This is a genomic window from Betaproteobacteria bacterium (assembly GCA_016713305.1).
Lineage (GTDB): Bacteria > Pseudomonadota > Gammaproteobacteria > Burkholderiales.
Map to the genome: position 1 here is coordinate 252,906 of JADJPK010000007.1, position 23,582 is coordinate 276,487.

At 65.5% G+C, this 23,582-nt stretch carries 18 protein-coding genes and 1 pseudogene; 9 read left to right on the forward strand and 10 right to left on the reverse strand.

Annotated features, from left to right (window positions below; genetic code table 11):
* Window positions 1–507: 507 nt before the first annotated feature.
* From IPK20_09265 to IPK20_09275, 3 genes are all read right to left on the reverse strand, one after another.
* On the reverse strand, window positions 508–1,467 hold the full coding sequence (locus IPK20_09265) for a DUF58 domain-containing protein (protein MBK8016873.1): 960 nt from the start codon (window positions 1,465–1,467) through the stop codon (window positions 508–510).
* A gap of 34 nt (window positions 1,468–1,501) precedes the next feature.
* Window positions 1,502–2,419: an AAA family ATPase gene (locus IPK20_09270; GenBank protein MBK8016874.1), complete on the reverse strand. Its 918-nt coding sequence runs from the start codon at window positions 2,417–2,419 to the stop codon at window positions 1,502–1,504.
* A gap of 264 nt (window positions 2,420–2,683) precedes the next feature.
* Window positions 2,684–5,407 (reverse strand): bifunctional acetate--CoA ligase family protein/GNAT family N-acetyltransferase, encoded by a 2,724-nt coding sequence (locus tag IPK20_09275; GenBank protein ID MBK8016875.1) that lies wholly within the window; start codon window positions 5,405–5,407, stop codon window positions 2,684–2,686.
* A gap of 334 nt (window positions 5,408–5,741) precedes the next feature.
* Here IPK20_09275 and IPK20_09280 point away from each other — a divergent pair, with 334 nt between their 5' ends.
* Entirely contained in the window at window positions 5,742–7,469 is a 1,728-nt protein-coding gene (locus IPK20_09280) for a methyl-accepting chemotaxis protein (protein MBK8016876.1), read from the forward strand.
* 35 nt (window positions 7,470–7,504) lie between these two features.
* On the opposite strand, the gene IPK20_09285 is transcribed toward IPK20_09280, so the two are convergent.
* Genes IPK20_09285 through IPK20_09295 form a run of 3 tightly spaced genes read right to left on the reverse strand, consistent with a single transcriptional unit; the run spans window position 7,505 to window position 9,147 of the window.
* The gene (locus tag IPK20_09285) at window positions 7,505–8,026 is read right to left on the reverse strand and encodes a CPBP family intramembrane metalloprotease (GenBank protein MBK8016877.1); all 522 of its coding nucleotides are present in this window, start codon (window positions 8,024–8,026) and stop codon (window positions 7,505–7,507) included.
* A gap of 42 nt (window positions 8,027–8,068) precedes the next feature.
* Window positions 8,069–8,299 carry a hypothetical protein gene (locus IPK20_09290; protein MBK8016878.1) on the reverse strand — a complete coding sequence of 77 codons (231 nt, stop codon included), beginning with the start codon at window positions 8,297–8,299 and terminating at the stop codon, window positions 8,069–8,071.
* Window positions 8,296–9,147 (reverse strand): hypothetical protein, encoded by an 852-nt coding sequence (locus IPK20_09295; protein MBK8016879.1) that lies wholly within the window; start codon window positions 9,145–9,147, stop codon window positions 8,296–8,298. The genes IPK20_09290 and IPK20_09295 overlap by 4 nt, the downstream gene beginning before the upstream one ends.
* 389 nt (window positions 9,148–9,536) lie before the next feature.
* Here IPK20_09295 and IPK20_09300 point away from each other — a divergent pair, with 389 nt between their 5' ends.
* The 3 genes from IPK20_09300 to IPK20_09310 all read left to right on the forward strand — a co-directional run bounded on the left by IPK20_09300 (window position 9,537) and on the right by IPK20_09310 (window position 13,388).
* Window positions 9,537–10,508 carry a quinone oxidoreductase gene (locus tag IPK20_09300; protein MBK8016880.1) on the forward strand — a complete coding sequence of 324 codons (972 nt, stop codon included), beginning with the start codon at window positions 9,537–9,539 and terminating at the stop codon, window positions 10,506–10,508.
* A gap of 53 nt (window positions 10,509–10,561) precedes the next feature.
* Entirely contained in the window at window positions 10,562–11,485 is a 924-nt protein-coding gene (locus IPK20_09305) for a histone deacetylase family protein (GenBank protein ID MBK8016881.1), read from the forward strand.
* Between the two features lie 214 nt (window positions 11,486–11,699).
* Window positions 11,700–13,388, forward strand: a complete 1,689-nt coding sequence (locus tag IPK20_09310) for a methyl-accepting chemotaxis protein (protein ID MBK8016882.1) — start codon at window positions 11,700–11,702, stop codon at window positions 13,386–13,388.
* A gap of 21 nt (window positions 13,389–13,409) precedes the next feature.
* Here IPK20_09310 and IPK20_09315 read toward each other — a convergent pair whose 3' ends face one another.
* Window positions 13,410–13,790 carry an Mth938-like domain-containing protein gene (locus tag IPK20_09315; protein MBK8016883.1) on the reverse strand — a complete coding sequence of 127 codons (381 nt, stop codon included), beginning with the start codon at window positions 13,788–13,790 and terminating at the stop codon, window positions 13,410–13,412.
* 98 nt (window positions 13,791–13,888) lie between these two features.
* Between IPK20_09315 and alaC the strand changes: the two genes are divergently transcribed.
* From alaC to IPK20_09340, 5 genes are read left to right on the forward strand one after another with little or no spacing between them, the layout of a single operon-like run.
* Window positions 13,889–15,100: an alanine transaminase gene (alaC, locus tag IPK20_09320; GenBank protein MBK8016884.1), complete on the forward strand. Its 1,212-nt coding sequence runs from the start codon at window positions 13,889–13,891 to the stop codon at window positions 15,098–15,100.
* Entirely contained in the window at window positions 15,097–15,555 is a 459-nt protein-coding gene (locus IPK20_09325) for a GNAT family N-acetyltransferase (GenBank protein MBK8016885.1), read from the forward strand. Before alaC ends, IPK20_09325 begins: the two co-directional genes overlap by 4 nt.
* Complete coding sequence (locus tag IPK20_09330) at window positions 15,552–16,868, forward strand: homoserine dehydrogenase (protein ID MBK8016886.1); 1,317 nt, start codon at window positions 15,552–15,554, stop codon at window positions 16,866–16,868. The genes IPK20_09325 and IPK20_09330 overlap by 4 nt, the downstream gene beginning before the upstream one ends.
* Before the next feature lie 14 nt (window positions 16,869–16,882).
* Entirely contained in the window at window positions 16,883–18,289 is a 1,407-nt protein-coding gene (locus IPK20_09335; GenBank protein MBK8016887.1) for a threonine synthase, read from the forward strand.
* 44 nt (window positions 18,290–18,333) lie between these two features.
* Window positions 18,334–20,277: an ATP-dependent DNA helicase gene (locus IPK20_09340; GenBank protein ID MBK8016888.1), complete on the forward strand. Its 1,944-nt coding sequence runs from the start codon at window positions 18,334–18,336 to the stop codon at window positions 20,275–20,277.
* Between the two features lie 57 nt (window positions 20,278–20,334).
* On the opposite strand, the gene IPK20_09345 is transcribed toward IPK20_09340, so the two are convergent.
* The 3 genes and pseudogenes from IPK20_09345 to phaR all read right to left on the reverse strand — a co-directional run bounded on the left by IPK20_09345 (window position 20,335) and on the right by phaR (window position 22,990).
* A complete protein-coding gene (locus tag IPK20_09345) occupies window positions 20,335–20,718 on the reverse strand; it encodes a DUF1232 domain-containing protein (protein MBK8016889.1) in 384 nt (127 codons plus the stop codon).
* A 3-nt stretch (window positions 20,719–20,721) separates the two neighbouring features.
* Window positions 20,722–22,061: pseudogene (rimO, locus tag IPK20_09350) on the reverse strand (30S ribosomal protein S12 methylthiotransferase RimO).
* Window positions 22,062–22,390: 329 nt separating this feature from the next.
* Window positions 22,391–22,990, reverse strand: a complete 600-nt coding sequence (phaR, locus tag IPK20_09355; GenBank protein MBK8016890.1) for a polyhydroxyalkanoate synthesis repressor PhaR — start codon at window positions 22,988–22,990, stop codon at window positions 22,391–22,393.
* Window positions 22,991–23,582 lie beyond the last annotated feature (592 nt).

Below are 23,582 nucleotides of genomic sequence, written 5' to 3' on the forward strand. Positions count from 1 at the left end.
CGGAATGGCGCAGCAATGCCGGGATGGACCGGGGGCCTGCCTGCCGTTGCATGCCGATCAGATAGGCCGTGATCAGCCAGACACAGATCAGGAGATACAGACCCATCGTCAGGGCCTGCGAGTACAGGAAGTTCGTGATGACGGCGAAGTAGCCCAGGAACACGACGACGTTCGCATCGCGCGCCGTGCGCAGTTCCATGAGCTTGAGGCACATCATGAGGATCAGCAGGGCGACGGCGGCGTCGCGGCCGAACAGCATGCCGTAGGAGAGCCATGTGCCCGCAGCCGCGGCCAAGGCCAGCACCGCGAGCATCCAGGTCTTGGGGAGCCCATAGCCGCGCCAGGCAAAGGCCGCGCGCAGACCCATGGTGGCGACCGCCAACGCCGATATCCACAGCGGCACGCGCAGGGCGTGCGGGGCGAGCACGAGGGCGAGACATCCGATCAGGGATACCACGCGATGCGTCGTGAGCGCTTCGGCCTCCAGCAGTGCGGATTTGCGCTTTCTCATCGGCCGAACAGTGCCAGGACCTCGAGACACCGGTCACGCTGGGCCGGTCCGCTCGAACTGGGGATGTCCATGCCCGGAACGTGCAGCGAATAGGGCATTCCGGAGGAGTCGGCGCGCACCACCCAGGCCGCGAGGCGCGACAGCCGGCGTTCCGTATTGAAGTCCTGCGGGCAGTCGCGCCAGTCGAGCCGCAGCTGGGCGCGCGATGGTCCCCCGGAGAATTCCTTGGTGACGGGCATGTCGCGGCGGGCCATCGCCTTCCACGCGATCCGCTTCAGCGAGTCGCCACGCTGATAGTCGCGCAGACCGGCGAAGTCGTCTTCCCCGCCTGCGGATGCAGGACCCGACCCGGCCTGCGATACGAACGATGGCACCGGCGGGGCGCCCGTCTCCGGGCGCGGATAGACGAGCGCACGCTGGGAGAAGCGCAGATAGCTCCAGGCCCGGAAAAGTCCGAGCGGATAGCTGGTCGCGATTTCCATGCGGCCCGGTTCCAGCCAGCCGCGGGTCTGGGCGACCATCTCGACGAAGGATTCGGATTCGTCTCGCGCCGGCACGTTGGTGAACTGGGCGAACTCGTGGTTGCGGCGCAGACCGACTGCGAAGCGGGGAAGCTCGGTCGGGTTACGGATCGACACGCGGAAGCGGACGTGGTCGCCGGCGAACACGTTCTCCTGACGGCCCGGACGGATGTCCAGTCCCGCGAGGTTGCGCCACGTGTGCAGCAGACTCACCACACCCACGCCGGCCAAGAGAAACGTGAGCACGTAGCCCAGCCCGAGGTTGTAGTTGATCGACCCCAGCAGCATCAGTCCGAGCGTGAGACAGAACATGCCGCCCATGCGCGAAGGCAGGATGTAGACGCGGTTCTGGGTGAGCACGACCGGCTCGCGGCCTTCCCCGGGCGCCGGTTGCGGGCGGGGACGTGCGCGCAGCGAAAGAGAGGCGAACTTCACGGACGGAGCCTGCGGCGCCGGCGGGGCGTGCCGGTCAGGGGATCGGTACCGAGGCGATCACGCGGGCAGCCGCCTCGTCGCCCGTGCTCGCCGCGTTGGTGCTCGCCGCGATGAGCCGGTGGCCGGCCACGCTGGAAAAGACGGTCTGGACGTCCTCGGGCAGCACGGCCGTGCGGTTGTCCATGAATGCCCACGCCCGCGAGGCGTTGAGCAGCGCGAGACCGGCGCGTGGCGAGAGGCCGCTGGCGAACTCGGCCGAACGTCGCGTGTGCGCGAGGATGGCCTGGACGTAGTCCAGCAACGCAGGGGCCACGTGCACGGCGCGCGCCTGCTGCTGCAGCGAGATCAGCGATTTCGGGTCCAGGGCGGGTGACATGGCGGCGATCATGGCACGGCGTTCTTCCCCCGCAAGCAGGGCGCGTTCCGCGCTGGCATCCGGGTAGCCCAGGCGAATGCGCATCAGGAAGCGGTCGAGTTGCGATTCGGGCAGCGGGAAGGTCCCGACCTGATGCGAGGGATTCTGCGTGGCGATGACGAAGAAAGGTTCCGGCAGTCGCCGCGTCTGGCCCTCCACCGTGACCTGCTGCTCTTCCATGGCCTCCAGCAGGGCGCTCTGCGCCTTGGGCGTGGCACGGTTGACCTCGTCCGCCAGCACCACCTGGGAAAAGACCGGGCCGGGATGGAACTCGAAGGTGCCGCTGTCCCGGTTGAACACGGACATGCCCAGGATGTCGGTCGGGAGCAGGTCGGCCGTGAACTGGACTCGCTGGAAGTCGAGCCCCAGAACCTTGGCGAGCGCGTGGGCCAGCGTGGTCTTTCCCACGCCCGGCAGGTCCTCGATCAGTAGGTGGCCGCGTGCGAGGATGCAGGCGACGGTGAGTTTCAGCTGCTGCTGCTTGCCGAGGACGATGGCGCCTACGGCGTCGAGGATGGATTCGATTTCGCGAGTCATGGAACGCTTCCGGGCTCCGGCGTGTTGTTGGTTGGGCGGATCGCGCGCGTCTTCTGGGGCCGGCCGGCTCCTGCCGCCGTCGCCCTCTGGAGCATTTGCGGGTCTTCGCCCCCGTTCTTTAGCGGAACCCGGATGTCATGAGCCATATCGGGGGCCTTGTCTGGAGCGTGGCATCAGGGCGGACGACGGAGGGGGAAGGCCGCCTCCGGATCACCTGCCCAATGACAACCCGGCGCACCGGATCGTTCGCGCGGCCAATGGGGGTCAAGCCGGTTTGGCAAGTCCACGCCATGTGGTGAGGTCACGGCGCACGCGGCGCATGGAAGGATCGTCGGGGTCGGGTCCGACCTCGAAACCCAGGTCGGACATGAGATGGAGCATCCTGGTGTTGTGGCTCATCACGAAGCCGACCATCACTTCGAGGCCGCGGTCCCGGGCGGCTTCCATCAGCGCGGACATCAGCCGGCGGCCGATGCCCTTGCCGTGCCAGCCGTCCGCCACGGCGATGGCGAACTCGCAGGTGTGCTCCTCCGGCGTCATCACGTAGCGCGCGACCGCGATCTGTTCGTCGGGGACGCCGTCGTGTACCACCGCGATCAGGGCGAGTTCGCGGTCGTAGTCGATCTGCGTGAATCGCACGAGCATCCGCTCGGAGAGTTCGTTCATCGCGTTGACGAAGCGGAAGTAGCGGGACTCCTCCGAAAGCCCGCGCACGAAGGCCTGCTCCATTTCCGCGTCCTCCGGCCGGATGGCACGCACGGTCACGGAGCGCCCGTCCGGCCAGCTCCACTCCCGGGTCAAATGAGTGGGGTAGGGGCAGATGGCCATGTGTTCATAGCGGCCGCGGGACCGGGGGCCGGAACTCTTCACGACCATGCGCGCGTCGGCCACGACGGCCCCCGTTTCGTCCGCAATGAGCGGATTGATGTCCAGCGACTCGATGGCAGGAATCTCGCACACGAGTTCCGAGACTCGCAGCAGCGTCTCCTCGATGGCGCTCATGCTGGCGGCGGGCCAGCCTCGCCACGCATCGAGCGACCCGGCCACCCGCGTGCGGGCGATGAGCGCATGGGCCAGCATGCCGTTGAGAGGGGGCAGCGCCACCGAGCGGTCCGCGACGATTTCCACTTCGCGGCCTCCCGCACCGAATGCGATGACCGGACCGAACACGGAATCCGTCGACACACCGATCATGAGTTCGCGCCCGTGCCGCTTGACGGCCATGGGTTCGACCGCCACGCCTTCGATGCGGGCTCCAGGTTGAGCCAGTTGCACGTCCTCGACGATGCGCTGGAAGGCCTCCCTGACCTGGCGACCGTCCTGGAGATTGAGCCACACACCGCCCACGTCCGACTTGTGCGTGATGTCGGGCGAGTTGACCTTGAGCGCCACGGGAAAGCCGAACTGCTGGGCCGCCGTGATCGCCGCCACCGCATCCGTGGCAATGGCAACCGGTGCCACGGAGACGTGGAACGCCGCGAGCACCGCCTTGGTCTCCGATTCCGACAGCACGGTCCGCCCCTGGCCGATCGCGTTGTCGATGATCATCGTGGCGCCCTCGACGTCCGGTGACTTCTCCTGTATCGACAGCGGACCGGGCACCTGCATGAGCAGACGCTGGTTTTCGTAGAAGCCCGCAATCGCGGCGAACGCTTCCACCGCGGGTTCCGGGGACTGGAATGTCGGCAGCCGCTCGGCGTGCAGTGCCCGCAGCGGTTCGCGCACGCTCAGTTCCCCCATGAAGCATGCGATCACCGGCTTCGCGGCCCGTTCCGCGGCCTCCTTGACGATGCCGGCCACGGCGGCAGGGTCGCTCATGGCCTGTGGCGTGACGATGGCGAGGAGTCCGTCGACACCAGGGTCCTCCAGGCATGCGCCGATGGCGTGACGGTACAAGTCGGGTCGGGCATCTTCCATCAGATCGACCGGGTTGTCGCGCGACCAGTGTGGCGGCAGCTTGCGGTCCAGTTCCGCGATGGTCCCGGGCGACAGCGGGCCGACCGTGAGCCCCATGTCGGACGCGCGGTCCACCGCCATCACGCCCGGCCCGCCGCCGTTGGTGATCACGGCGAGCCGTCTGCCCACTGGACGATAGCGCGAAGAAAGATACTTGGCGGCTGCGAAGAGCTGCAGGAAGCCGGCCACCCGCACGGCGCCGCAGCGGCGAAGCACCGCGTCGAACGCCTCGTCGGGGCCTGCGAGTGCGCCAGTGTGCGTGGTGGCCGCTTTGGATCCGGCGGGGCCCCGGCCGCTCTTCAGCACGACCACGGGTTTGATGCGCGCGGCGGCCCGCAAGGCACTCGTGAAGCGGCGGGCGTGCTTCACACCTTCCACGTACATCACGATGCTTTCGGTCTCGAGGTCGAGCGTGAGGAAGTCCAGCGCCTCGGCAAACCCGACGTCCAGCTGATTACCGAGCGATACGACGCTCGAGAAGCCGACGCCGTCCGTGGCGGCACGATCGAGCACGGCGCTGGTGAGTCCGCCCGACTGCGAGAGAAGGGCGACGCTTCCACGCGCGACGGGGGCAAGCCCGAACGTGGCGTTCAATCCCGACGAGGGCCGTGCGATTCCCAGCGAATTGGGACCGAGCAGCCTGAGTCCCGACTTCTGCGCGGTCGCGCAGATTCGCGCGAGGATCCGGTTGTTGTCCGCCCTGTCGGTTCCCAGCCCGGCCGTCAGGATGGCAGCGGCGCCCGCACCGATGGACGCCGCCTCGGTCACGATGTCGGGCAGCGTGTCCGCACGCGTGGCAATCACCACGAGATCGGGCTGTACGGGGAGATCGGCAAGACGCGGATAGCTCTTGAGTCCGGCCACCGTGGCATGGCGAGGATTCACCGGCAGGAGCGTGCCGCGGAAGGGACCGCCTCGCATCTGCCGCAGGACGGCTCCTCCCGCGGACAGGACGTTGTCGCTGGCTCCGACCAGGGCAACGATCTCCGGCTCGAACAGGCGGGATAGCGGATGGCGGCGTGCGAACGGCATACCGACATTCTAGGGAAGGTCCGGCAAACGTGCGCGGATCGATTGGCGGTCGCGAGGGGACGATGGCCGGGCGGGAGGCGAGGGCGAGATCGGGCCTCCGGCCGAGGCGGCCCGTGCTGCCGGGGCCCGCTTCGGACGGCTCCTTTCTCCTGGGGTGCACGGAAGCCCGCCCCGCGCGGATTCTGGCGGTCCCGATCCCAGCCGGGCATGCACGGCAGATTTTCCATTCAGCCTTGCGCCATTTGCCTAAAGTTCCCATCGGGCCATCCGAAAACCGTTCTTGCCGCATGTCCCGCAGAGGCCTGTTTCCGGCACACCCACACGGAGGGTTCCCTTGAACGCCACGTTGTCCACGCCACCCAAGACCGTTTCTCGACGGGACCGCATCTTCCTGACGCCGGTGATCTTCACCGGTACGCTGCTGCTGTTGCATGGGCTGACGTTGCTTGCCAGCTGGAGGGCCGTTTCCGATAGCCAGACGGCTCTTCTGCCGTCGCTTGCCTGCGCAGCCGCGTTGGTCGTGGGAGGCGGTTACCTGTGGTGGATCCGCCGTTCGTTGACGGCCCCGCTGACCGCCCTGAGCGAACACGTGCGCACTCTGAGCCAGGCGCGGGGCGATCTGTCCCGGCCGGTTCCCGAGGTGGGAGGATCGGCGCTCGAGCCGCTGGCCGAGGGCGTGACTGCGCTGCAGCAGCAGATCCGGACGATGGTCACCGACACGCGGCAGATGAGCGTCAGCATCGCCATCGGGGCATGCCGCATGTCGAAGCTCATGCAGGGGACGGCGGACAGCGCGCGCGGCCAGGGCCAGCTGACCGAGGTGATCTTCGAATCGAGCAACGAGGTGAGCGGTGCGATGGCCACGGTCAATCAGCACGCCCGGTCCATCGCCGGTTCGACGAGCACGAACCTCGAGGCGGCGCGGCACTCCTATGACGAGCTTCTGGGCGTGGTGGAATGCATCCAGGGCATCGGCGATCGGCTCAGCGCCTTCAACGGCACCGTGCAGGAATTGGCGACCACCTCCCGTTCCATACGCGACATCGGCGCGCTGATCAACGACATTTCCGATCAGACAAACCTCCTGGCCCTCAATGCGGCCATCGAAGCGGCCAGAGCCGGCGAGGTGGGACGAGGATTCGCGGTGGTTGCGGACGAAGTCCGGAAGCTCGCTGAAAAGGTCAAGTCCGCCACGGGCGTGATCGCGGAATCCACGTCCAACATGATCGACCTCGTGGAGAACACGCTCGTCGAGACGGGCAAGATCAACGACGACGCACAGGAGACCCGGCGCGTCGTCGAGAAGTCGTCACAGAACTTCGAGACCATGGTGCGCGACTTCAACACCATGAGCGGCCAGCTCGAGGAGATCACGGGGGCGATCGTCCAGTTGGACGGCACCAATCAGGATGTTCACTCGAAGGTGAGGGACATCCATGGGCTGTCGCGGGAAGTGACGCGACAGATGACCGATTCGCTCACGCAGTCGCGGGAGCTGCGGGATGCCACCGAGCGCGTCCAGGGTCTCGTGGCCAGATTCAGGCTGGGATCCAGTTCGTTCGACCGGATTTTCGACATCACGTCGAACTACCGGGACCGCATCGAGTCGTGGCTCGCGAAGGAATCCGAGTCGGGCCTCGATCTGTTCGACACGCAGTACCGCCAGATCCTCGACAGCGACCCGCCACGTTTCCACACGAACTACGACGAGCGCATCGAGACGGGGCTGCGGCGTTATCTCGACGAGGTGCTGAGCGAGATGGAAGGGCTGCGCTACAGCTTCTGCGTGGATCGCAACGGGTACACGCCTTCGCACAACACGAAGTTTTCCAGGCCGCTCACGGGCGACCGGGCGCAAGACCTTCTGCACAGCCGGGTGAAGCGCAAGTTCGACGATGACACCGGGCTTCGCGCTGCGCGCAACGAAGCCGACTCGCTGCTGCAGTCCTACATGCGGGACACCGGCGAACTCCTCGACGATCTGTCGATGCCCATCCGTATCCAGGGCCGGCACTGGGGTGCGCTGCGCGTGGGCTTCGACCCCGCGCTGCTGCTGAAATAGATGCGCCGCAGACCGCGACCGTTCCGGACTGGAGTTCAGTCCCGGCCGTAGGGTGAGCTGCCTTCCAATCGGAACAGTCGCGCGATGCAGACGAGGCCGAGCATTCCGCCGAGAACCGTGAGACCGAGGGCCGGCCAGGCGGTGGCGCCCAGGGTGTTCAACCGGGATATCTCCAGCACCGCGAAGTCGTAGAGGGCGTGACCGAGGGCCGGCCAAAGCAGTGACCGCGTGGCGATGGCCGCGAGCGCGAAGATGGCTCCCATCAACGTGGTGATGCACATCTGCAGGACCGCAAGGTGCAGGGGTTCTCCGGCCACGACGTTCATCATGTGGAACGTCCCGAACAGGGCGGTCGAGATCAGGGCTCCGCGCTTCAGACCCAGGCGCCGGCACAGTGCGGCCATTACTACCCCCCGGAACAGCCACTCCTCGTTGATGCCCACCAGAACGGTGGTTCCCAGCACCCGGAGAGAACGGTGCACGTCCGTTCCCACGTTCGCTGGCAGGCTGGAGCGCACGCTGAACCAGGCCCCCGCGGCGGCAATGAGCAGGATCAACAGGGGGAGCGCCCCGCTCGAGAATACGGGGGACGGGGCGTGTCAGCTGAGGTATCTGGCGGGAAACCAGGCGAGCGTAGCCACGAGAAGCAGCACGGCGACCTGAAGTTCCGTGGGAAAGTAGTGGAGGATGAACTCGGGGTCGGCGTACTTGTAGGGGGAACGGAGCGCACCCCAGACATAGAGCCCCAGCGCGGAGGCGGCGACCGCCAAGACACGCGGCAGGCTATCCAGGTGCCCTTGGCGCGGGACGTCGCGCACGGAAAGGGTCACGATGTGCCCTGGTGCTTCTCGAACGTGTGGAGCTGGTCCTTCCGCAGCCGGTGGACGCCGAACATCAGCCCGCCCGTCGATGCGGGAAGAGAGACGTCTCCCTTGATGCGCACGATGATGTAGTCGCTGCCTTCCTCGATGAGGTCCGCGTCCTTGGCGCGAAGGAGAGAGGGAGGCATGAGTCCGACGGCGCGCCCACCCACCAGATGAAGGCTTCCGACGTCCGCCCGCACCCCGCTCGGGCGCAGCTGATTTCGTGCGCCGCGTTCCACGAGTTCCCTCAGCTGGATGGCGGCGGCCCGAAGCTCCGTCGCCAGGCGGTCCAGTACCTCGGCCGGCGGGTCTGCAATCTCGCCCGGAGAATAGGTGCCGGGCAGATGGATGAGATAGCGACCCATCGTTTCGCCCGATTCCAGGTGTGCCACCAGCGTCACCCGGAAGCGGTCGTCCACGCACTCCTGCAGGAAGGCAAACGGCTGCAGAGGCAGACCGGCGTCGCCCTTGGCAAGGACGGGGCTGCCGTTCATGGCGTCGGCCACAATCCGGTAAGGATCGACGTGCCCATACTTCTTTTCGTACGCTGCGGCGGCGTGATCGTTGGCGGCGTTCTCCACCACATCGGCCACGAACGGTACGGGGACCAGCAGACCGACCGCACTTTCGTTGCGGATGAGGACATATTGCGAATGAGGCACCTTCGATGCCCTGTCCGGAATCTTCTTCGGCAAAGAGCGCTCGAGGTGAACGCCATCCCTCAGCGCATCTGCGAGGGGTCTGCTTTCCCGTATGGAAGGGCAACCGGAAAGAAGCAGGACCGCGGGGAGGAGGAGGAAAAGAACGCGCGTCATGGTGGTTGCCCTGGAAAACATGCGGGGTGCGCCGACACCGCGGGTCGCCCGTATCGAGGCGCAAGTGCGCATGTCCGGCGATTTTGTCGGCAGGATGGTAGCAGAACCGTCCTGTCGGATATGCCAGTGGAAAGCCGGCGTCGGGTCGACTGGACGGGCGCCGGCGAAGGATCCGGCCCGAGATGCCGTCAGCCTTTGTCGCGGGTCGGACCGTCCCGGCGTTCACCCCACGAGGAATGCTCGGAATCCCGCATAATCCGGCCTCACGCAACCATGGTTATCCATGGGGCAGGAGCGGCCGCTTCATCTACGGGCGGTCGATCGGGCCAGGGCCGGGTCACCGCGGTCTTCCGAGGCTCCTGCCCCCAACGACGAAGACAGGAGTCGCAATGCAACAAGCCATCATCTTGCGGGAACCCGGGCCGCCTTCGGTTCTGAAGGCCGAGTCCATCCAGGTCGGCGATCCCGGCCCGGGCCAGGCCAGGATCCGCCAGACCTGGATTGGCGTGAACTTCCACGACTGCTACGTGCGGTCGGGTCTCTACAAGACGCTGCCACTGCCGGGAATTCCCGGTCTGGAGGGCGTGGGCGTGGTGGAATCGGTCGGGGCGGATGTCACCGGCGTGAAAGCGGGAGACCGCGTGAGCTACCTCACGAACAAGTACGGAGGTTACGCGAGCGATCGCCTCATCGATGCAGACCTGCTGGTGAAATTGCCCGGCACCCTCGACGACCGGACGATCGCGGCGACCTTTCTGCGGGGCCTCACCGCGCTGATGCTCGTCGACGACGTGTTCGCGGTGAAGGCAGGACACACCGTGCTGGTGCATGCTGCCGCTGGCGGCGTGGGCCGGTACGTGTGCCAGCTCGCGAAGAACCGCGGTGCGATGGTGATCGGAACGGTGGGAAGCGAAGCGAAGGCGGAACTGGCGAAGAAGGCCGGGTGCGATCACACCATCCTGTATCGCAGCGAGAACTTCGTGGAGCGTGTCCGCGAGATCACGGGTGGCAAGGGCGTGAATGTCGCGTACGACTCGGTCGGGAAGGACACGTTCCAGGGATCCCTGGAGGCGCTGGCCATGCGCGGCCACCTCGTCAATTTCGGTCAGGCCTCCGGACCCATCGAACCTTTCCAGATCTCCCAGCTCTTCGGCAAGTCGAACACCGTGTCGCGACCGGCCGTCTTCCACTATTTCGTCGGAGAGGACCGGGAGAAGATGGCATCCCGTCTGTATGCCGCGCTGGAGAAGGGCGTCATGTCGGCGGATCTGGTGCACGAGTACGCGCTTGCCGATGCCGGGCAGGCCCACGCGGATCTCGAGGCGCGCAAGACCACCGGCGCAGTGCTGCTGAAGGTCTGACAGCCCCTTGCCTGGAGCGCCGCAGGCCGGCGCTCCCGCACTTCCCGAAGAGCATGCACACCGCCTTCATCCGACACGACGATTGTTCGCGGCACGACATGGGACGGGGTCATCCAGAGTGTCCGGCCCGGCTCGGTGCGGTCGAAGACCAGCTCATTGCCTCCGGAATTCTTCCTGCTCTCGACGTGCACGACGCGCCGGTGGTGAGCCGCGAATGCCTGGAGCGCGTGCACGATCCTGCCTACCTGGATGCCCTCGAGGCATCGAGTCCCGGGCATGGCGTGGTGCACCTGGATCCCGACACCGCCATGAATGCCTACACCCTGCGCTCGGCGTGGCGGGCGGCAGGAGCGGCGGTGCTCGCGACCGATCTGGTGGCGGGCCGGCAGGCGCGCAACGCGTTCTGCAACGTGCGTCCTCCCGGGCACCACGCCCTGCGCGGACGCGCCATGGGCTTCTGCTTCATCAACAATGTCGCCGTGGCTGCCGCGCATGCGCTGGCGGCGCACGGGTTCGGCAAGGTGGCGATCGTGGATTTCGACGTCCACCACGGCAACGGCACCGAGGACATCTTCGCTCATGACCCGCGGGTGATGATGGTGTCGACCTTTCAGCATCCGTTCTACCCGTACAGCGGGATCGAAGGGCGTTCCGACACGATGGTGAACGTCCCGCTGCCTGCGTACAGCACCGGCCGGCAGTTCCGCCAGGTCGTGGACGAGGTCTGGATGACTGCCCTGGAGCGATTTGCCCCGGAGATGATCTTCATTTCTGCCGGGTTCGATGCCCATCGAGACGACGACATGGCTTCCCTGGGACTGGTCGAAGACGATTACGCGTGGGTCACGCGTCGCATCATGTCCGTGGCGGATGACCATGCCGGGGGCAGGATCGTGTCGATCCTGGAAGGCGGCTACGAGCTGCACGCTCTCGGCCGATCGGTGACCGCGCACATCCGGGCCCTGGCAGATCTCTGAGGGATCGCGCGCCGTTCGCCGGCTGTTTTCTTGCCGAATCGTGCGATCCGGCCCGCTAAAGTTTGTCCCGCCGTCTCCGTTCTGCACTCCGGTCACCGGAGATCTTCCGTGCCGCCGAGCCTCTCGTTCGCGCTCGCGCTGCCCCGTCCGCGCTCCGTGGCTCATCAATGCGTCGGGCCGGGACGCATGCGAACGCCGTAAGAGGGGAAAGCTCATGCAGCAAAGGGTTCAGCATCCGGATGGCGCGATGGGTGGCTTGCATGCCGCTCACCTGATCATGGCGCTTGTGCCGGTCCTGGTGACGGTCGCTCTGCACTGGTCGGGGGTGGGACCCGTATGGACGACGGCGGTCGGGCTGGCGGTCGCCTCGGGTTTCGGCGTGTTCGGATCGATGTGGATTGCCCGTTCCCACGTGGGCCCCCGAGCCTCGCTCGACGAGGCGGTCGAGACGGCGTGCAGGACGGGCGACATGTCCGGATTGTCCGGCGCGCGGGGGGCGGGAGACTCGGCGGGACTGTCCAGGCTCGCGGATCGGATGGGGGCTTTCGTCGGGCTGGCTCGCAAGGGCGGCATCGACGTGGCGGCGGCCGCAGCGCGAATGACCAAGGAGACGGATGCCGCCGCCGCTCAGGCCACCCTGCAGAAGGAGCTGTCGGACCGGATCTTCGATCAGAGCCAGCTCGTCACGGATGCCGTGGTGACCATGGGCCGCCAGGCCGAGGGCGTTGCGGAGAACACCACCCAGAACCTGGAGTCCGCGCGCGCTTCCTCGACTCAGCTGCGGGATGTCGCCGGACGCATGGAGACGGTGCGCAAGAGCATCGCGGCGTTCAAGGATACGGTTGCCCAGCTTTCCAACCATTCGCGATCCATCCGGGACATCGGTGTGCTGATCAACGACATCTCGGATCAGACCAATCTTCTGGCGCTCAATGCGGCCATCGAGGCGGCGCGGGCCGGTGAAGTCGGCCGCGGTTTCGCCGTGGTGGCCGACGAGGTGCGCAAGCTGGCCGAGAAGGTGAAGTCGGCCACCGCCACCATCTCCAGCAGCACGGGGGAGATGATTCATCTGGTCGAAACCACCGCCGCGGACACCGACAAGATCCACGACGACACGACCCGGACCGTGACCGTGGTGCGCGAATCGAGCGACAACTTCGAGCGCATGGTCGCCTCCTTCGAATCGATGCACGACGAACTGCAGGGGATGCTTCAGTCCATCGAGGCCGTTCGCGTGTCGAACGAGGCGATCCACATCAACGTGGGTCAGATCCACGACGCCAGCGCGGCAGTGACCTCGCACATGAAGGAAGCGCACTCGCGGTCCCGGGAAGTCCGCGGGGCGTCCGAGCGCATTCTGGAGCTGGGTTCGCAGTTCCGGCTCGGCGACACCGTATTCGACAGGATCATGGGCAGGGCGCGCCAGTATCGCGACGACGTGCAGAACTATCTCGCGAGCCAGCAGGCGCAGGGGACGAACGTTTTCGACCGCAGTTACCAGCAGATACCCGGCAGCAATCCCGCGAAGTACCGCACGGCGTACGACCGGGCCTGCGAGACGGAGCTTCAGCGGCTCGGAGATGGCGTTGTCTCCGACCTCCAGGGCTGCCGGTTCGCGATATGCGTGGACGAGAACGGCTACGCGCCCACCCACAATCGCCAGTATTCGCAGGCACCGACCGGCGACCCGGCGAAGGATCTCGTGGCGAGCCGCGACAAGCGCATCTTCAACGACGACACCGCCATCAACGCCGCGCGGAGTCACGCGGAAAGCCTGCTCCAGACCTATCTGCGCGACACGGGCGAACTGCTGAACGACCTGTCGTTGCCGATCACGATCGGCGGAAGGCATTGGGGCGCCGTCCGCGTCGGTGTGGATCCTCCGGTGCTCCGGGGTGAATGAGGAAGGCGGCCGCGGGGGCCTTCAGGCGCGAGGCTCCACGATGAGGGCAGCCGCGACCCGGCGTCCTTCGGCCAGCAGGATGTTGTAAGTCCGGCAGGCGGCGTCGGTCTGCATGATCTCGACGCCGATGCGCTTCCGCGCCAGGCTCGCATAGGCGCTCGGATGCGGAAACCGGTGGCGGGCGCCCGTCCCCACCAGGACGATCTCCAGCGGTTCGTCGACCAGGCACTGCAGGGCCGTGGCATCGAGTGCTTCGATGGTCGGGACGGGCCACGGATCGATGATCCGGTCCGGAAAGACCACCAGGCTCGACCGGTGCATCTGTCCATTGACGGCCACGTAGCCGTCGCCCAGGCCGGTGAAGGCATTCCTGCCGTCGAACCGGTCGAGATGCAGTTTCAATTCAATACTCTCCGTTTGCGGAACGTTCCCGCCCCCACTAAGATTAACTTCTTTTCCCTGCACCGCCGCGGCCCATGCCCGGCGCGAGCCATCCCGTCATGCACGAGTTTCCCCGTATCAAGCGTCTCCCCCCGTACGTCTTCAACATCACCGGCGAATTGAAGGCGGTCGTCCGCCGGCGGGGAGAAGACATCATCGATTTCGGCATGGGCAACCCGGACCAGCCCACGCCGAAGCACATCGTGGACAAGCTCGTCGAATCCGCACAACGGCCCGACACCCACCGCTATTCGGTATCCAAGGGCATTCCCCGGCTGCGCCGCGCCATCGCCAACTGGTACAAGTCGCGCTACCAGGTCGAACTGGATCCGGATACCGAGGCGATCGCCACCATCGGTTCCAAGGAGGGCATCGCCCATCTGGCCCTCGCCACTCTGGACCGCGGCGACATCGTGCTGGTTCCCAATCCCAGCTACCCCATCCACATCTACGGGCCGGTCATCGCCGGTGCGGACATCCGCCACGTGCCCATGGTGCCGGGACGTGACTTCTTCGAGGAACTCGAGCGGGCGATCCACGAGTCGTGGCCCAAGCCCAAGATGCTCATCCTCAACTTTCCGGCCAATCCGACGGCACAGTGCGTGGAACTGCCGTTCTTCGAGCGCATCGTCGCACTGGCGAAGGAGCACGACATCTTCGTCGTACACGATCTCGCGTACGCGGACATTGTCTACGACGGCTGGAAATGCCCGTCGATCCTGCAGGTTCCGGGCGCCAAGGACATCGCGGTGGAGTTCTTCACCCTCTCCAAGAGCTACAACATGGCGGGGTGGCGGGTCGGTTTCATGGTCGGCAACCGGGAACTGGTCGCGGCGCTGGGCCGGATGAAGAGCTATCACGACTACGGCACCTTCACGCCGATCCAGGTGGCGGCCATCGTCGCACTCGAAGGCCCGCAGGACTGCGTGGAGCAGATCCGCGGCATGTATCAGCGACGCCGCGACGTGCTCGTGACCGGTCTGCACGCGGTGGACTGGATGGTCGAGATTCCGAAGGCGACGATGTACATCTGGGCGCAGATCCCGGAACCGTATCGGTCCATGGGGTCGCTGGAGTTCTCGAAGAAGCTGCTCGCCGACGCGAAGGTGGCGGTGTCGCCCGGCGTCGGGTTCGGCGAATGGGGCGACGACCACGTCCGCTTCTCGCTCATCGAGAACGAGGCTCGCATCCGCCAGGCGGTCCGCGGAATCCGCGACATGTTCCGCCGCGACGGCCTCCTGACGGCGGCTCAGGTCGCCAAGGCAGGATGACCCGCGCCGGCGGCATCGAGATCGTCCGCGTCGCCGGGCCGGGAGGACAGGTCCTCCGGCCCGAGCTTCTCGAACTCGCGCAATCCGTGCACAGGCAGTTGCGGCCCCACCTGTCCGGCGACTATCTGCAACAGATGCGGGATATCTTCGCGGACGGGGCCGAGATGGTCGTGGCAACCGTCGATGGCACCGTGCGAGGCGTCGCGGTATTCCGCATCTTCTCCAACACGCACGCGGGACGCCGGTTCTACGTCGACGATCTGGTGACGGACGAGACTCACCGTTCGTCCGGCGTCGGCTCGGCTCTGCTCCGGTGGCTCGAGGCTGAATCACGCGAGCGCGTCTGCAACGGCGTCGACCTCGAATCCGGCACGCAGCGGACCCGCGCCCATCGCTTCTACTTCCGTGAAGGATACTTCGTGACCGGATTCAGTTTCAGAAAGGCATTCGAATGAGACCCATACAAGTTGGCCTGCTGGGCATCGGCACGGTCGGCGGCGGAACGTTTTCCGTCCTGCGGCGCAACCAGAGCGAGATCATGCGGCGCGCAGGGCGGGGAATCGAGATCAGCGTCATCGCCGACCGTGACCTCGAGAAGGCGCGGGCCGTGGCCGGCGAAGACGCACGTCTGACCGACGATGCATTCTCCGTCGTCCGCGATCCGGCCATCGACATCGTCGTCGAACTGATCGGTGGCACTTCCGTGGCACGGGATCTGATCCTTGCCGCCATCCCGAACGGCAAGCACGTCGTCACGGCGAACAAGGCGTTGCTCGCCAAGCACGGCAACGAGATCTTCGCGGCCGCCCGCGAGAAGCGGGTGATGGTGGCCTTCGAGGCGGCCGTGGCCGGAGGCATTCCCATCATCAAGGCGCTGCGGGAAGGCCTGACGGCCAATCGCATCGAGTGGGTCGCGGGGATCATCAACGGCACGAGCAACTTCATCCTCTCCGAAATGCGCGAGAAAGGGCTCGCCTTCGACACGGTGCTCAAGGAAGCCCAGCGCCTCGGCTACGCCGAAGCCGACCCGACGTTCGACGTCGAGGGCATCGACGCGGCGCACAAGCTGACGATCATGGCGTCCATCGCCTTCGGAATTCCGATGCAGTTCGAGCGGGCCTACACCGAGGGGATCACGCGTCTGACGCGCGAGGACATCCGCTATTCCGAGCAGCTGGGCTATCGCATCAAGCTCCTGGGCATCACGCGCCGCACACCCAAGGGGATCGAACTGCGTGTTCACCCCACGCTGATTCCTGCGCGGCGTCTGATCGCCAACGTGGAAGGCGTGATGAATGCCGTGCTGGTCAAGGGCGACGCCGTCGGCGCGACGCTGTACTACGGAGCCGGCGCCGGATCGGAGCCGACTGCGTCGGCCGTGGTCGCCGATCTGGTGGACGTCACCCGCATGCACACCGCCGATCCTGAGAACCGGGTGCCTCACCTCGCGTTCCAGCCAGATCAGCTCGCCGACACTCCGATCCTTCCCATGGAAGAGGTGGAGACGTCCTACTACCTGCGCATGCGCGCCTACGACCGGCCCGGCGTTCTGGCCGACATCACGCGGATCCTGGCGGATCACAACATTTCCATCGATGCGATGGTGCAGAAGGAACCGATGGAAGGGGAGGAGCAGGTCGACATCGTCATGCTCACCCACCTCACGGTGGAAAAGCATGTCGACGCGGCCATCACCCGCATGGAGGCGCTGCCCAGCATCGCCGGAAAGGTCACCCGCATCCGTCTCGAAGAACTGGGCCGTCACTGAACACGCTGCGATCCATGAACTATCTCTCCACGCGCGGCGGCATGCCGCCCACGCCGTTCACCGACATCCTGCTGGAAGGGCTCGCACCGGACGGAGGCCTCTCGATTCCGGAAGCGTATCCGCGTGTGGATCGCGGGACGCTGGAACGCTGGCGGACGCTCCCCTATCGCGATCTCGCGTTCGAGATTCTCCGGTTGTTCATCGACGACATCCCTGCCGAGGACCTGCGCTCCATCGTGTACCGAACCTACACGGCGCAGGTATTCGGTACGGATGCCATCACGCCGGTCACGACTCTGGAACCGGGTCTGCATCTGCTGCACCTGTCGAACGGCCCGACGCTCGCATTCAAGGACGTCGCGATGCAGCTTCTGGGCAATCTGTTCGAGTACGTGCTGGGCAAGAGGGGAGAGGAGCTCAATATTCTCGGCGCGACCTCGGGCGATACGGGTTCGGCAGCCGAGTACGCCATGCGCGGCAAGCGGGGCGTGCGGGTCTTCATGCTCTCTCCGCACGGCAAGATGAGCCCGTTCCAGACGGCGCAGATGTACTCGCTGCAGGATGCGAACATCTTCAACATCGCCGTGCAAGGCGTGTTCGACGACTGTCAGGACATCGTGAAGGCCGTCTCCAACGATCTGGCATTCAAGGCGACGCATCGCATCGGCACGGTGAACTCGATCAACTGGGCGCGTCTGATGGCTCAGGTGGTGTATTACTTCGCGGGCTATTTCTCGGTGACCAGGTCCGCTGACGAACGCGTGAGCTTCTCGGTTCCGTCGGGAAATTTCGGCAACGTCTGCGCTGGACATGTGGCACGCATGATGGGGCTGCCGGTGCGCAGGCTCATCGTTGCCACGAACGAGAACGACGTCCTGGACGAATTCTTCCGGACGGGACGCTATCGTGTCCGTGCGGCGTCGAGCGTCTTTCAGACGAGCAGTCCGTCCATGGACATCTCCAAGGCCTCGAACTTCGAGCGATTCGTGTACGACCTGGTGGGAAGAGACGCCAACGTGGTCCGGGAGTTGTGGGGTCAGGTCGACAGGGGGGGCGAATTCGACCTTCGCGGAACACCGCACTTCGCCCGCATCGCGGACTTCGGTTTCGTGTCCGGGAGCAGTTCTCATGCGGACCGGCTGGAGACGATTCGCGCGGTACACAAACGGTATGGCGTTCTCGTGGACACCCATACGGCGGACGGAATCAAGTCGGGGTTGGAGAAGCGTGAGGCAGGGGTGCCGCTGCTGTGTCTGGAAACTGCGCAGCCGGCCAAGTTCGCAGCGACGATCCACGAGGCGCTGGGCATCGATCCGCCATTGCCGCCCGGCTATGCGGATCTGGAGTCCAAGCCGCTGCGTTTCGAGGTGATGGCCCCGGACGTCGCCAAGATCAAGGCGTTCATCGAAGCTCATTGCTGAGCCCCGGCGCGGGCGCGACCGGCTGTTCCGCCCGGAGCTACCCCATGCAGGACATCGACGAGGTCTTCGGCACAGAGGGTCCGCTCGCACGGGCCATCGACGGCTACACGCGGCGCGATCAGCAGGTCGAGATGGCCAAGGCCGTCGCTCGCGCCCTGCGAACCCAGGACGTGCTGGTCGCGGAAGCGGGTACCGGGACGGGCAAGACTTTCGCCTACCTCGTTCCGGCGTTGCTGCTCGGTGGCAAGGTGATCGTCTCCACGGGCACCAAGACCTTGCAGGACCAGCTCTTCTCCCGGGACCTGCCGATGGTTCGCGATGCGCTGGGTGTGCCGGTGACCATCGCGCTGCTCAAGGGCCGGGCCAACTACGTCTGCCACTACCACATCGAACGTGCGCGACGCGATGGGCGATTCGAAAGCCGTGCAGACGTGGGGTATCTGGAGGAGATCGAGCGTTACGCGCGTACGAGCAGCACGGGCGATCGAGGCGGCTTGTCGTCCGTGCCCGAGGATGCGGGGGTCTGGCCCCAGGTGACGTCCACACGGGACAACTGTCTGGGGCAGGAGTGCCCGAATCACAAGGAGTGCTTCGTGCTCAAGGCGCGGCGGGAAGCGCTCGAAGCGGATGTCGTGGTGGTGAACCACCATCTGTTCTTCGCCGATGTGGTGCTGCGGGACGAAGGGGTGGCGGAACTGCTCCCCAAGTGCAATGCCGTGATCCTGGACGAAGCGCACCAGCTTCCGGCCACTGCCAGCGTCTTCTTCGGCCAGAGCGTTTCCACCAGCCAGCTGGTGGAACTGGCGAGGGACACGCGGATGGAAGCCGCCGCCGGTGCGAAGGACTTTGCCCAGCTGACCGACGCCGCGCGCGCGGCGGACAAGGCGGCGCGCGACCTGAGGCTGATCTTCGGCAGCGAGACCGGACGGATCCGCTGCGAAGACGCGATCGGCAGGAGCGGCTTCGGCAGCGCGGCGGCAGCGCTGACGTCGGCGCTCAAGACTCTGGCAGAGCTTCTGAAGACGCAGGCAGAGCGCAGCGAGGGGCTCGAGCGTTGCTGGCAACGCGCCGAAGAGCAGCGCACGCTCCTGCACAAGTGGCTGGACGAACCCGATCCTGAAATGGTCCGCTGGGTGGAGGTCTTCGGCGGTTCGGTGCAACTTCACAGCACGCCGCTCACGGTCGGGCCGGCGTTCCGGCGCCACGTGGCGGAGGGCGCACGCGCCTGGATCCTGACGTCCGCAACGTTGTCGGTGAAAGGAGACTTCTCGCACTTCCTCGCGCAATTGGGTCTTGAAGACGAGCCTGCGGAAAGCTGGGAAAGCCCGTTCGACTTTCAGCGCCAGGCGCTGCTCTATGCCCCGCAAGGCATGCCCGATCCGAACACGCCCGAATTCACCGCGGCGGTTGTCCAGCGGGCAATGCCGCTCATCGAGGCCAGCGGAGGCCGCGCGTTCTGCCTGTTCACCAGTCTGCGGGCCATGCGGGAAGCACGGGAGCTGATCGAACGTGAACTGCAGCGCCGCTCCCTCGATTTCCCGCTGCTCGTGCAGGGGGAAGGTGCCAAGAGCGAACTGCTTGATCGATTCCGCAGGCTGGGCAATGCGGTCCTGATCGGCAGCCAGTCCTTCTGGGAGGGGGTGGATGTGCGGGGCCCGACGCTGTCGCTGGTCGTGATCGACAGGCTGCCGTTCACGCCGCCGGACGATCCGGTGTTGCAGGCCAGGATCGAACGCATTCGCATGGCGGGGGGGAATGCGTTCTTCGACTACCAGCTTCCGCAGGCGGTGATCTCGCTGAAGCAGGGCGCAGGCAGGCTCATCCGGGACGAAACGGACACGGGCGTCCTGGTCATCTGCGATCCGCGATTGATCGCCAAGCCGTATGGCCGGCGAATCTGGCAGAGCCTGCCGCCCATGCAGAGGACGCGGGAAGAGAGGGAAGCCTGCGCGTTTCTCCAGGAGCGGTGCAGCGGCGCCTGGGACTGAGCTTCCGGCGCCCGTCTCCCTGTTCCCGGGCCGCACAGGCGGCCGAGGTTCGAGGCCTCAGCGTCCCATCCACCAGATCCATGCGGCCCACAGCATCGCCATCCATAGGACGACGATGATCACCGCGCCGGTCACGCTGCGCGGCTTGACTTTCCGTTCGTCGAACCACTTCGCGGACTGCTGGCGGCATTCCGCCAGAACGTCGGATGGCATGAGGCGAAGGCACAGCCAGATTCCGGCGGGCAGGAGGATCGCCTCGTCGATGTAGCCCAGCACGGGGATGAAGTCCGGCACGAGATCGATCGGCGACAGGGCGTAGGCGGCGAGGGCGAGCGCGAGCAGGCGGATGGACCAGGGGGTGCGCGGATGCCGCCCGCAGAACCAGACCGTCATCGCGTCGCGCCGCAGCGCATCCGCCCAGCGCAGGAACCTGCGCCACATGGCTCAGGCGATCGGAACGGCCTGGAGATCGTGCGTATCGGCGCCTGTGATCCGCACGCGGGCGAACTCTCCGGCCTTGAGCCCCTTGGCCGGCGACACCACCACGACGCCGTCGATTTCCGGCGCGTCCGCGCTGCTGCGGGCAAGCGCCTGCCTGCGATCCACCGCGTCGACCAGTACAGTCATTTCGGTCCCCACTTTCGAGGAGAGCCGGGAGGCGGAGATCCCGGCTTGCACTTCCATTAGGCGGGCCTGCCGCTCGAGCTTCAACTCTTCGGGCACCGGGTCGGACAGGTCGTTGGCGGTGGCGCCTTCGACAGGGGAATAGGTGAAGCATCCACACGGTCGAGCTGCGCCTCCCGCAAGAAATCAAGCAGGGCGTCGAACTCGGCGTCCGTCTCCCCGGGGAAGCCGACGATGAAGGTCGAGCGGACCGCAATCGCCGGACACGCCTCACGCCAGGCCCGGACTCTGGCCAGATTGTTCTCGGCGCTTGCCGGACGTTTCATGAGCTTGAGAATTCGCGGGCTGGCATGCTGGAACGGAACATCGAGATAGGGCAGCACCTTGCCCTCGGCCATCAGTGCGACTGCCTCGTCCACATGAGGATACGGATACACGTAGTGGAGCCGGATCCATGCACCGAAATCGGACATGGCCCGCACCATTTCTGTCATTCGCGTCTTCACGGGACGACCCTTGAAGAAGCCGGTCCGGTACTTGACGTCCACACCGTATGCGCTGGTGTCCTGGGACACGATCAAGAGTTCCTTCACACCCGCCCGGACCAGGTTCTCGGCTTCCTGGAGAACTTCGCCGGCGGGCCGACTCACCAGGTCGCCCCGCAACGACGGGATGATGCAGAAGGTGCAGCGGTGGTTGCATCCTTCGGAGATCTTGAGATACGCGTAGTGCCGAGGCGTCAGCTTGATCCCCTGGGGCGGAACAAGATCCGAGAATGGATCGTGCGGCTTGGGGAGGTGTTCGTGGATGGCGGTCATCACTTCGTCGGTGGCATGCGGACCGGTGACCGCCAGCACCTGAGGGTGGGCATCCTGGACGACAGATCCCTTTGCGCCCAGGCAACCCGTGACGATCACCTTGCCGTTCTCGTTCAGCGCCTCACCTATGGCGTCGAGCGATTCCTCCACGGCGGAATCGATGAACCCGCAGGTGTTGACGACCACCAGATCGGCACCGTCGTAGGACGGTGCGATTTCGTAGCCTTCGGCCCGCAGCCGCGTGAGGATCTGTTCCGAATCGACCAGGGCCTTGGGACAGCCGAGGGAGACAAAACCAACTCTGGGCGCTGCCGGCGGGCGCGCCCGAACCTTCGAATTCATGGAGTTACTGAGTCGTCAGGGAAGATCTGCTCAATGTACGCGAATCGCGTGGCAGTTGGAAACAGGCGATGACAGGCGGAGAGGAAGGGAGCGAGTGGAGAGGTCTCCGCGGCTTCGTCCGGCGTCGCCTGCTCGCGTTTACGGAGCGTCGAGATTGCCTCGACGCCACGCTCGCCGGTGCGGAGAACCGCAACCCTCACGCATCAGAACGGGCCAATGCCCATTCGGGTCCCACGCTTGTGCGCCCCCACAAAGCGGCCCGACCGTTCGCGACATCGCTCCCGCGGGCGAGGCGGCGTCGCGGCCCCACCCCTCCGTCTCGGGTTTTACTAGCCGGACTTCTTCGGACTCCCGGGTGCGGGGTCTCCATTCGACGGAGCCTGCTCCGGCACCGTTCCGAACGTGGGGAAGGAAAACGCCGAGAACATGCTTCGCGCCTGTTTTTGCAGCTGTTGCTGCATTTCGACGAACGAGTTGGCGCTCTGCTCCAGGTAGCTGCCCATCAGTCCCTGGATTGCGGGCCCCTGCATCTTGACGAACTGCGTCCACGCTTCCGCCCCCAGCGTGGGGTTGTCGCCCAGTTTGGCAAGGGACTGCTCCTGCAGCTTGCGCTGGATCTCCAGGAAGGTCTGGATGTTCTTCTCCAGATAGCTGCCCATCATGCCCTGCATGGCGTTGCCGTAGAAGCGGATGATCTGGGACAGCATGTCGCTCGAGAACATCGGGGCTCCCGCCGTTTCCTCTTCCAGAATGATTTGCAGAAGAATGCTCCGGGTCAGGTCTTCCGAACTCTTCGCATCCACCACCTTGAAAGGCACTTGTTCGAGCACCAATGTCTTCACGTCAGCCAGCGTGATGTAACTGCTGGTCGCCGTATCGTATAGCCGTCGATTCGGATACTTCTTGATAAGCCGGGTGTCTTCAGCCATTCGGACCTCTCGCGATTGTTTGGGGGATACGCGCTGACCCTGGCCGCAGACGGTCTGAGCATTGCTGCGATCCCCTCTGAGCGCAATTTAACGGATCATTGATGCGCCGCGCAAAAAAATGTTGACTTACAGAGTAAACGGCATTTACCATTTGGTTGTGCGTTGCAGCAATCAAGTCTTGGCCGGAGACGTTCGTCGGTAGCGGCAAGATGAGCGGTAATGACATCGGCACATCGTTGCAGTGCGCTTGGGCAAGACCGGATCGGTCTTGCGGTGTCGGGCCGGGTGGCGAAAGGCAGCGGGCTTCGAATCGCTGCAGGCGCCGCGAAATGTCGAGGGCGGGTGTTTGGGCCCGGTCTTGAAACGGCAGAAGTTGGCACGATGTTGGCTTATAGATTGATCGTGTCAAGGGGCTACTGGCGAAGGTTGGAGCGGTGAAGCGCCAGGGCCATCACGAATTCCAGGTCGCGATCTACTCGCGGCCAGTGCAAGCCGGAGCGCTCGAAGAGCGCCGGTTGCCAGGAGCAGGCTCCTCCCCCTTTATCGAAAGATAAAGGTTCAACCCCGGTGGGTTCCCCACCGGGGTTTTTTT

What these genes read in the sequence shown, in the direction of transcription:
- alaC (MBK8016884.1), top strand. Translation starts at nt 13,889, where the DNA reads ATGCACGAGTTTCCCCGTATCAAGCGTCTCCCCCCGTACGTCTTCAAC.
- IPK20_09345 (MBK8016889.1), bottom strand. Translation starts at nt 20,718, where the DNA reads ATGTGGCGCAGGTTCCTGCGCTGGGCGGATGCGCTGCGGCGCGACGCG.
- IPK20_09310 (MBK8016882.1), top strand. Translation starts at nt 11,700, where the DNA reads ATGCAGCAAAGGGTTCAGCATCCGGATGGCGCGATGGGTGGCTTGCAT.
- IPK20_09295 (MBK8016879.1), bottom strand. Translation starts at nt 9,147, where the DNA reads ATGACGCGCGTTCTTTTCCTCCTCCTCCCCGCGGTCCTGCTTCTTTCC.
- IPK20_09330 (MBK8016886.1), top strand. Translation starts at nt 15,552, where the DNA reads ATGAGACCCATACAAGTTGGCCTGCTGGGCATCGGCACGGTCGGCGGC.
- IPK20_09335 (MBK8016887.1), top strand. Translation starts at nt 16,883, where the DNA reads ATGAACTATCTCTCCACGCGCGGCGGCATGCCGCCCACGCCGTTCACC.
- phaR (MBK8016890.1), bottom strand. Translation starts at nt 22,990, where the DNA reads ATGGCTGAAGACACCCGGCTTATCAAGAAGTATCCGAATCGACGGCTA.
- IPK20_09275 (MBK8016875.1), bottom strand. Translation starts at nt 5,407, where the DNA reads ATGCCGTTCGCACGCCGCCATCCGCTATCCCGCCTGTTCGAGCCGGAG.
- IPK20_09305 (MBK8016881.1), top strand. Translation starts at nt 10,562, where the DNA reads ATGCACACCGCCTTCATCCGACACGACGATTGTTCGCGGCACGACATG.
- IPK20_09325 (MBK8016885.1), top strand. Translation starts at nt 15,097, where the DNA reads ATGACCCGCGCCGGCGGCATCGAGATCGTCCGCGTCGCCGGGCCGGGA.
- IPK20_09340 (MBK8016888.1), top strand. Translation starts at nt 18,334, where the DNA reads ATGCAGGACATCGACGAGGTCTTCGGCACAGAGGGTCCGCTCGCACGG.
- IPK20_09300 (MBK8016880.1), top strand. Translation starts at nt 9,537, where the DNA reads ATGCAACAAGCCATCATCTTGCGGGAACCCGGGCCGCCTTCGGTTCTG.
- IPK20_09270 (MBK8016874.1), bottom strand. Translation starts at nt 2,419, where the DNA reads ATGACTCGCGAAATCGAATCCATCCTCGACGCCGTAGGCGCCATCGTC.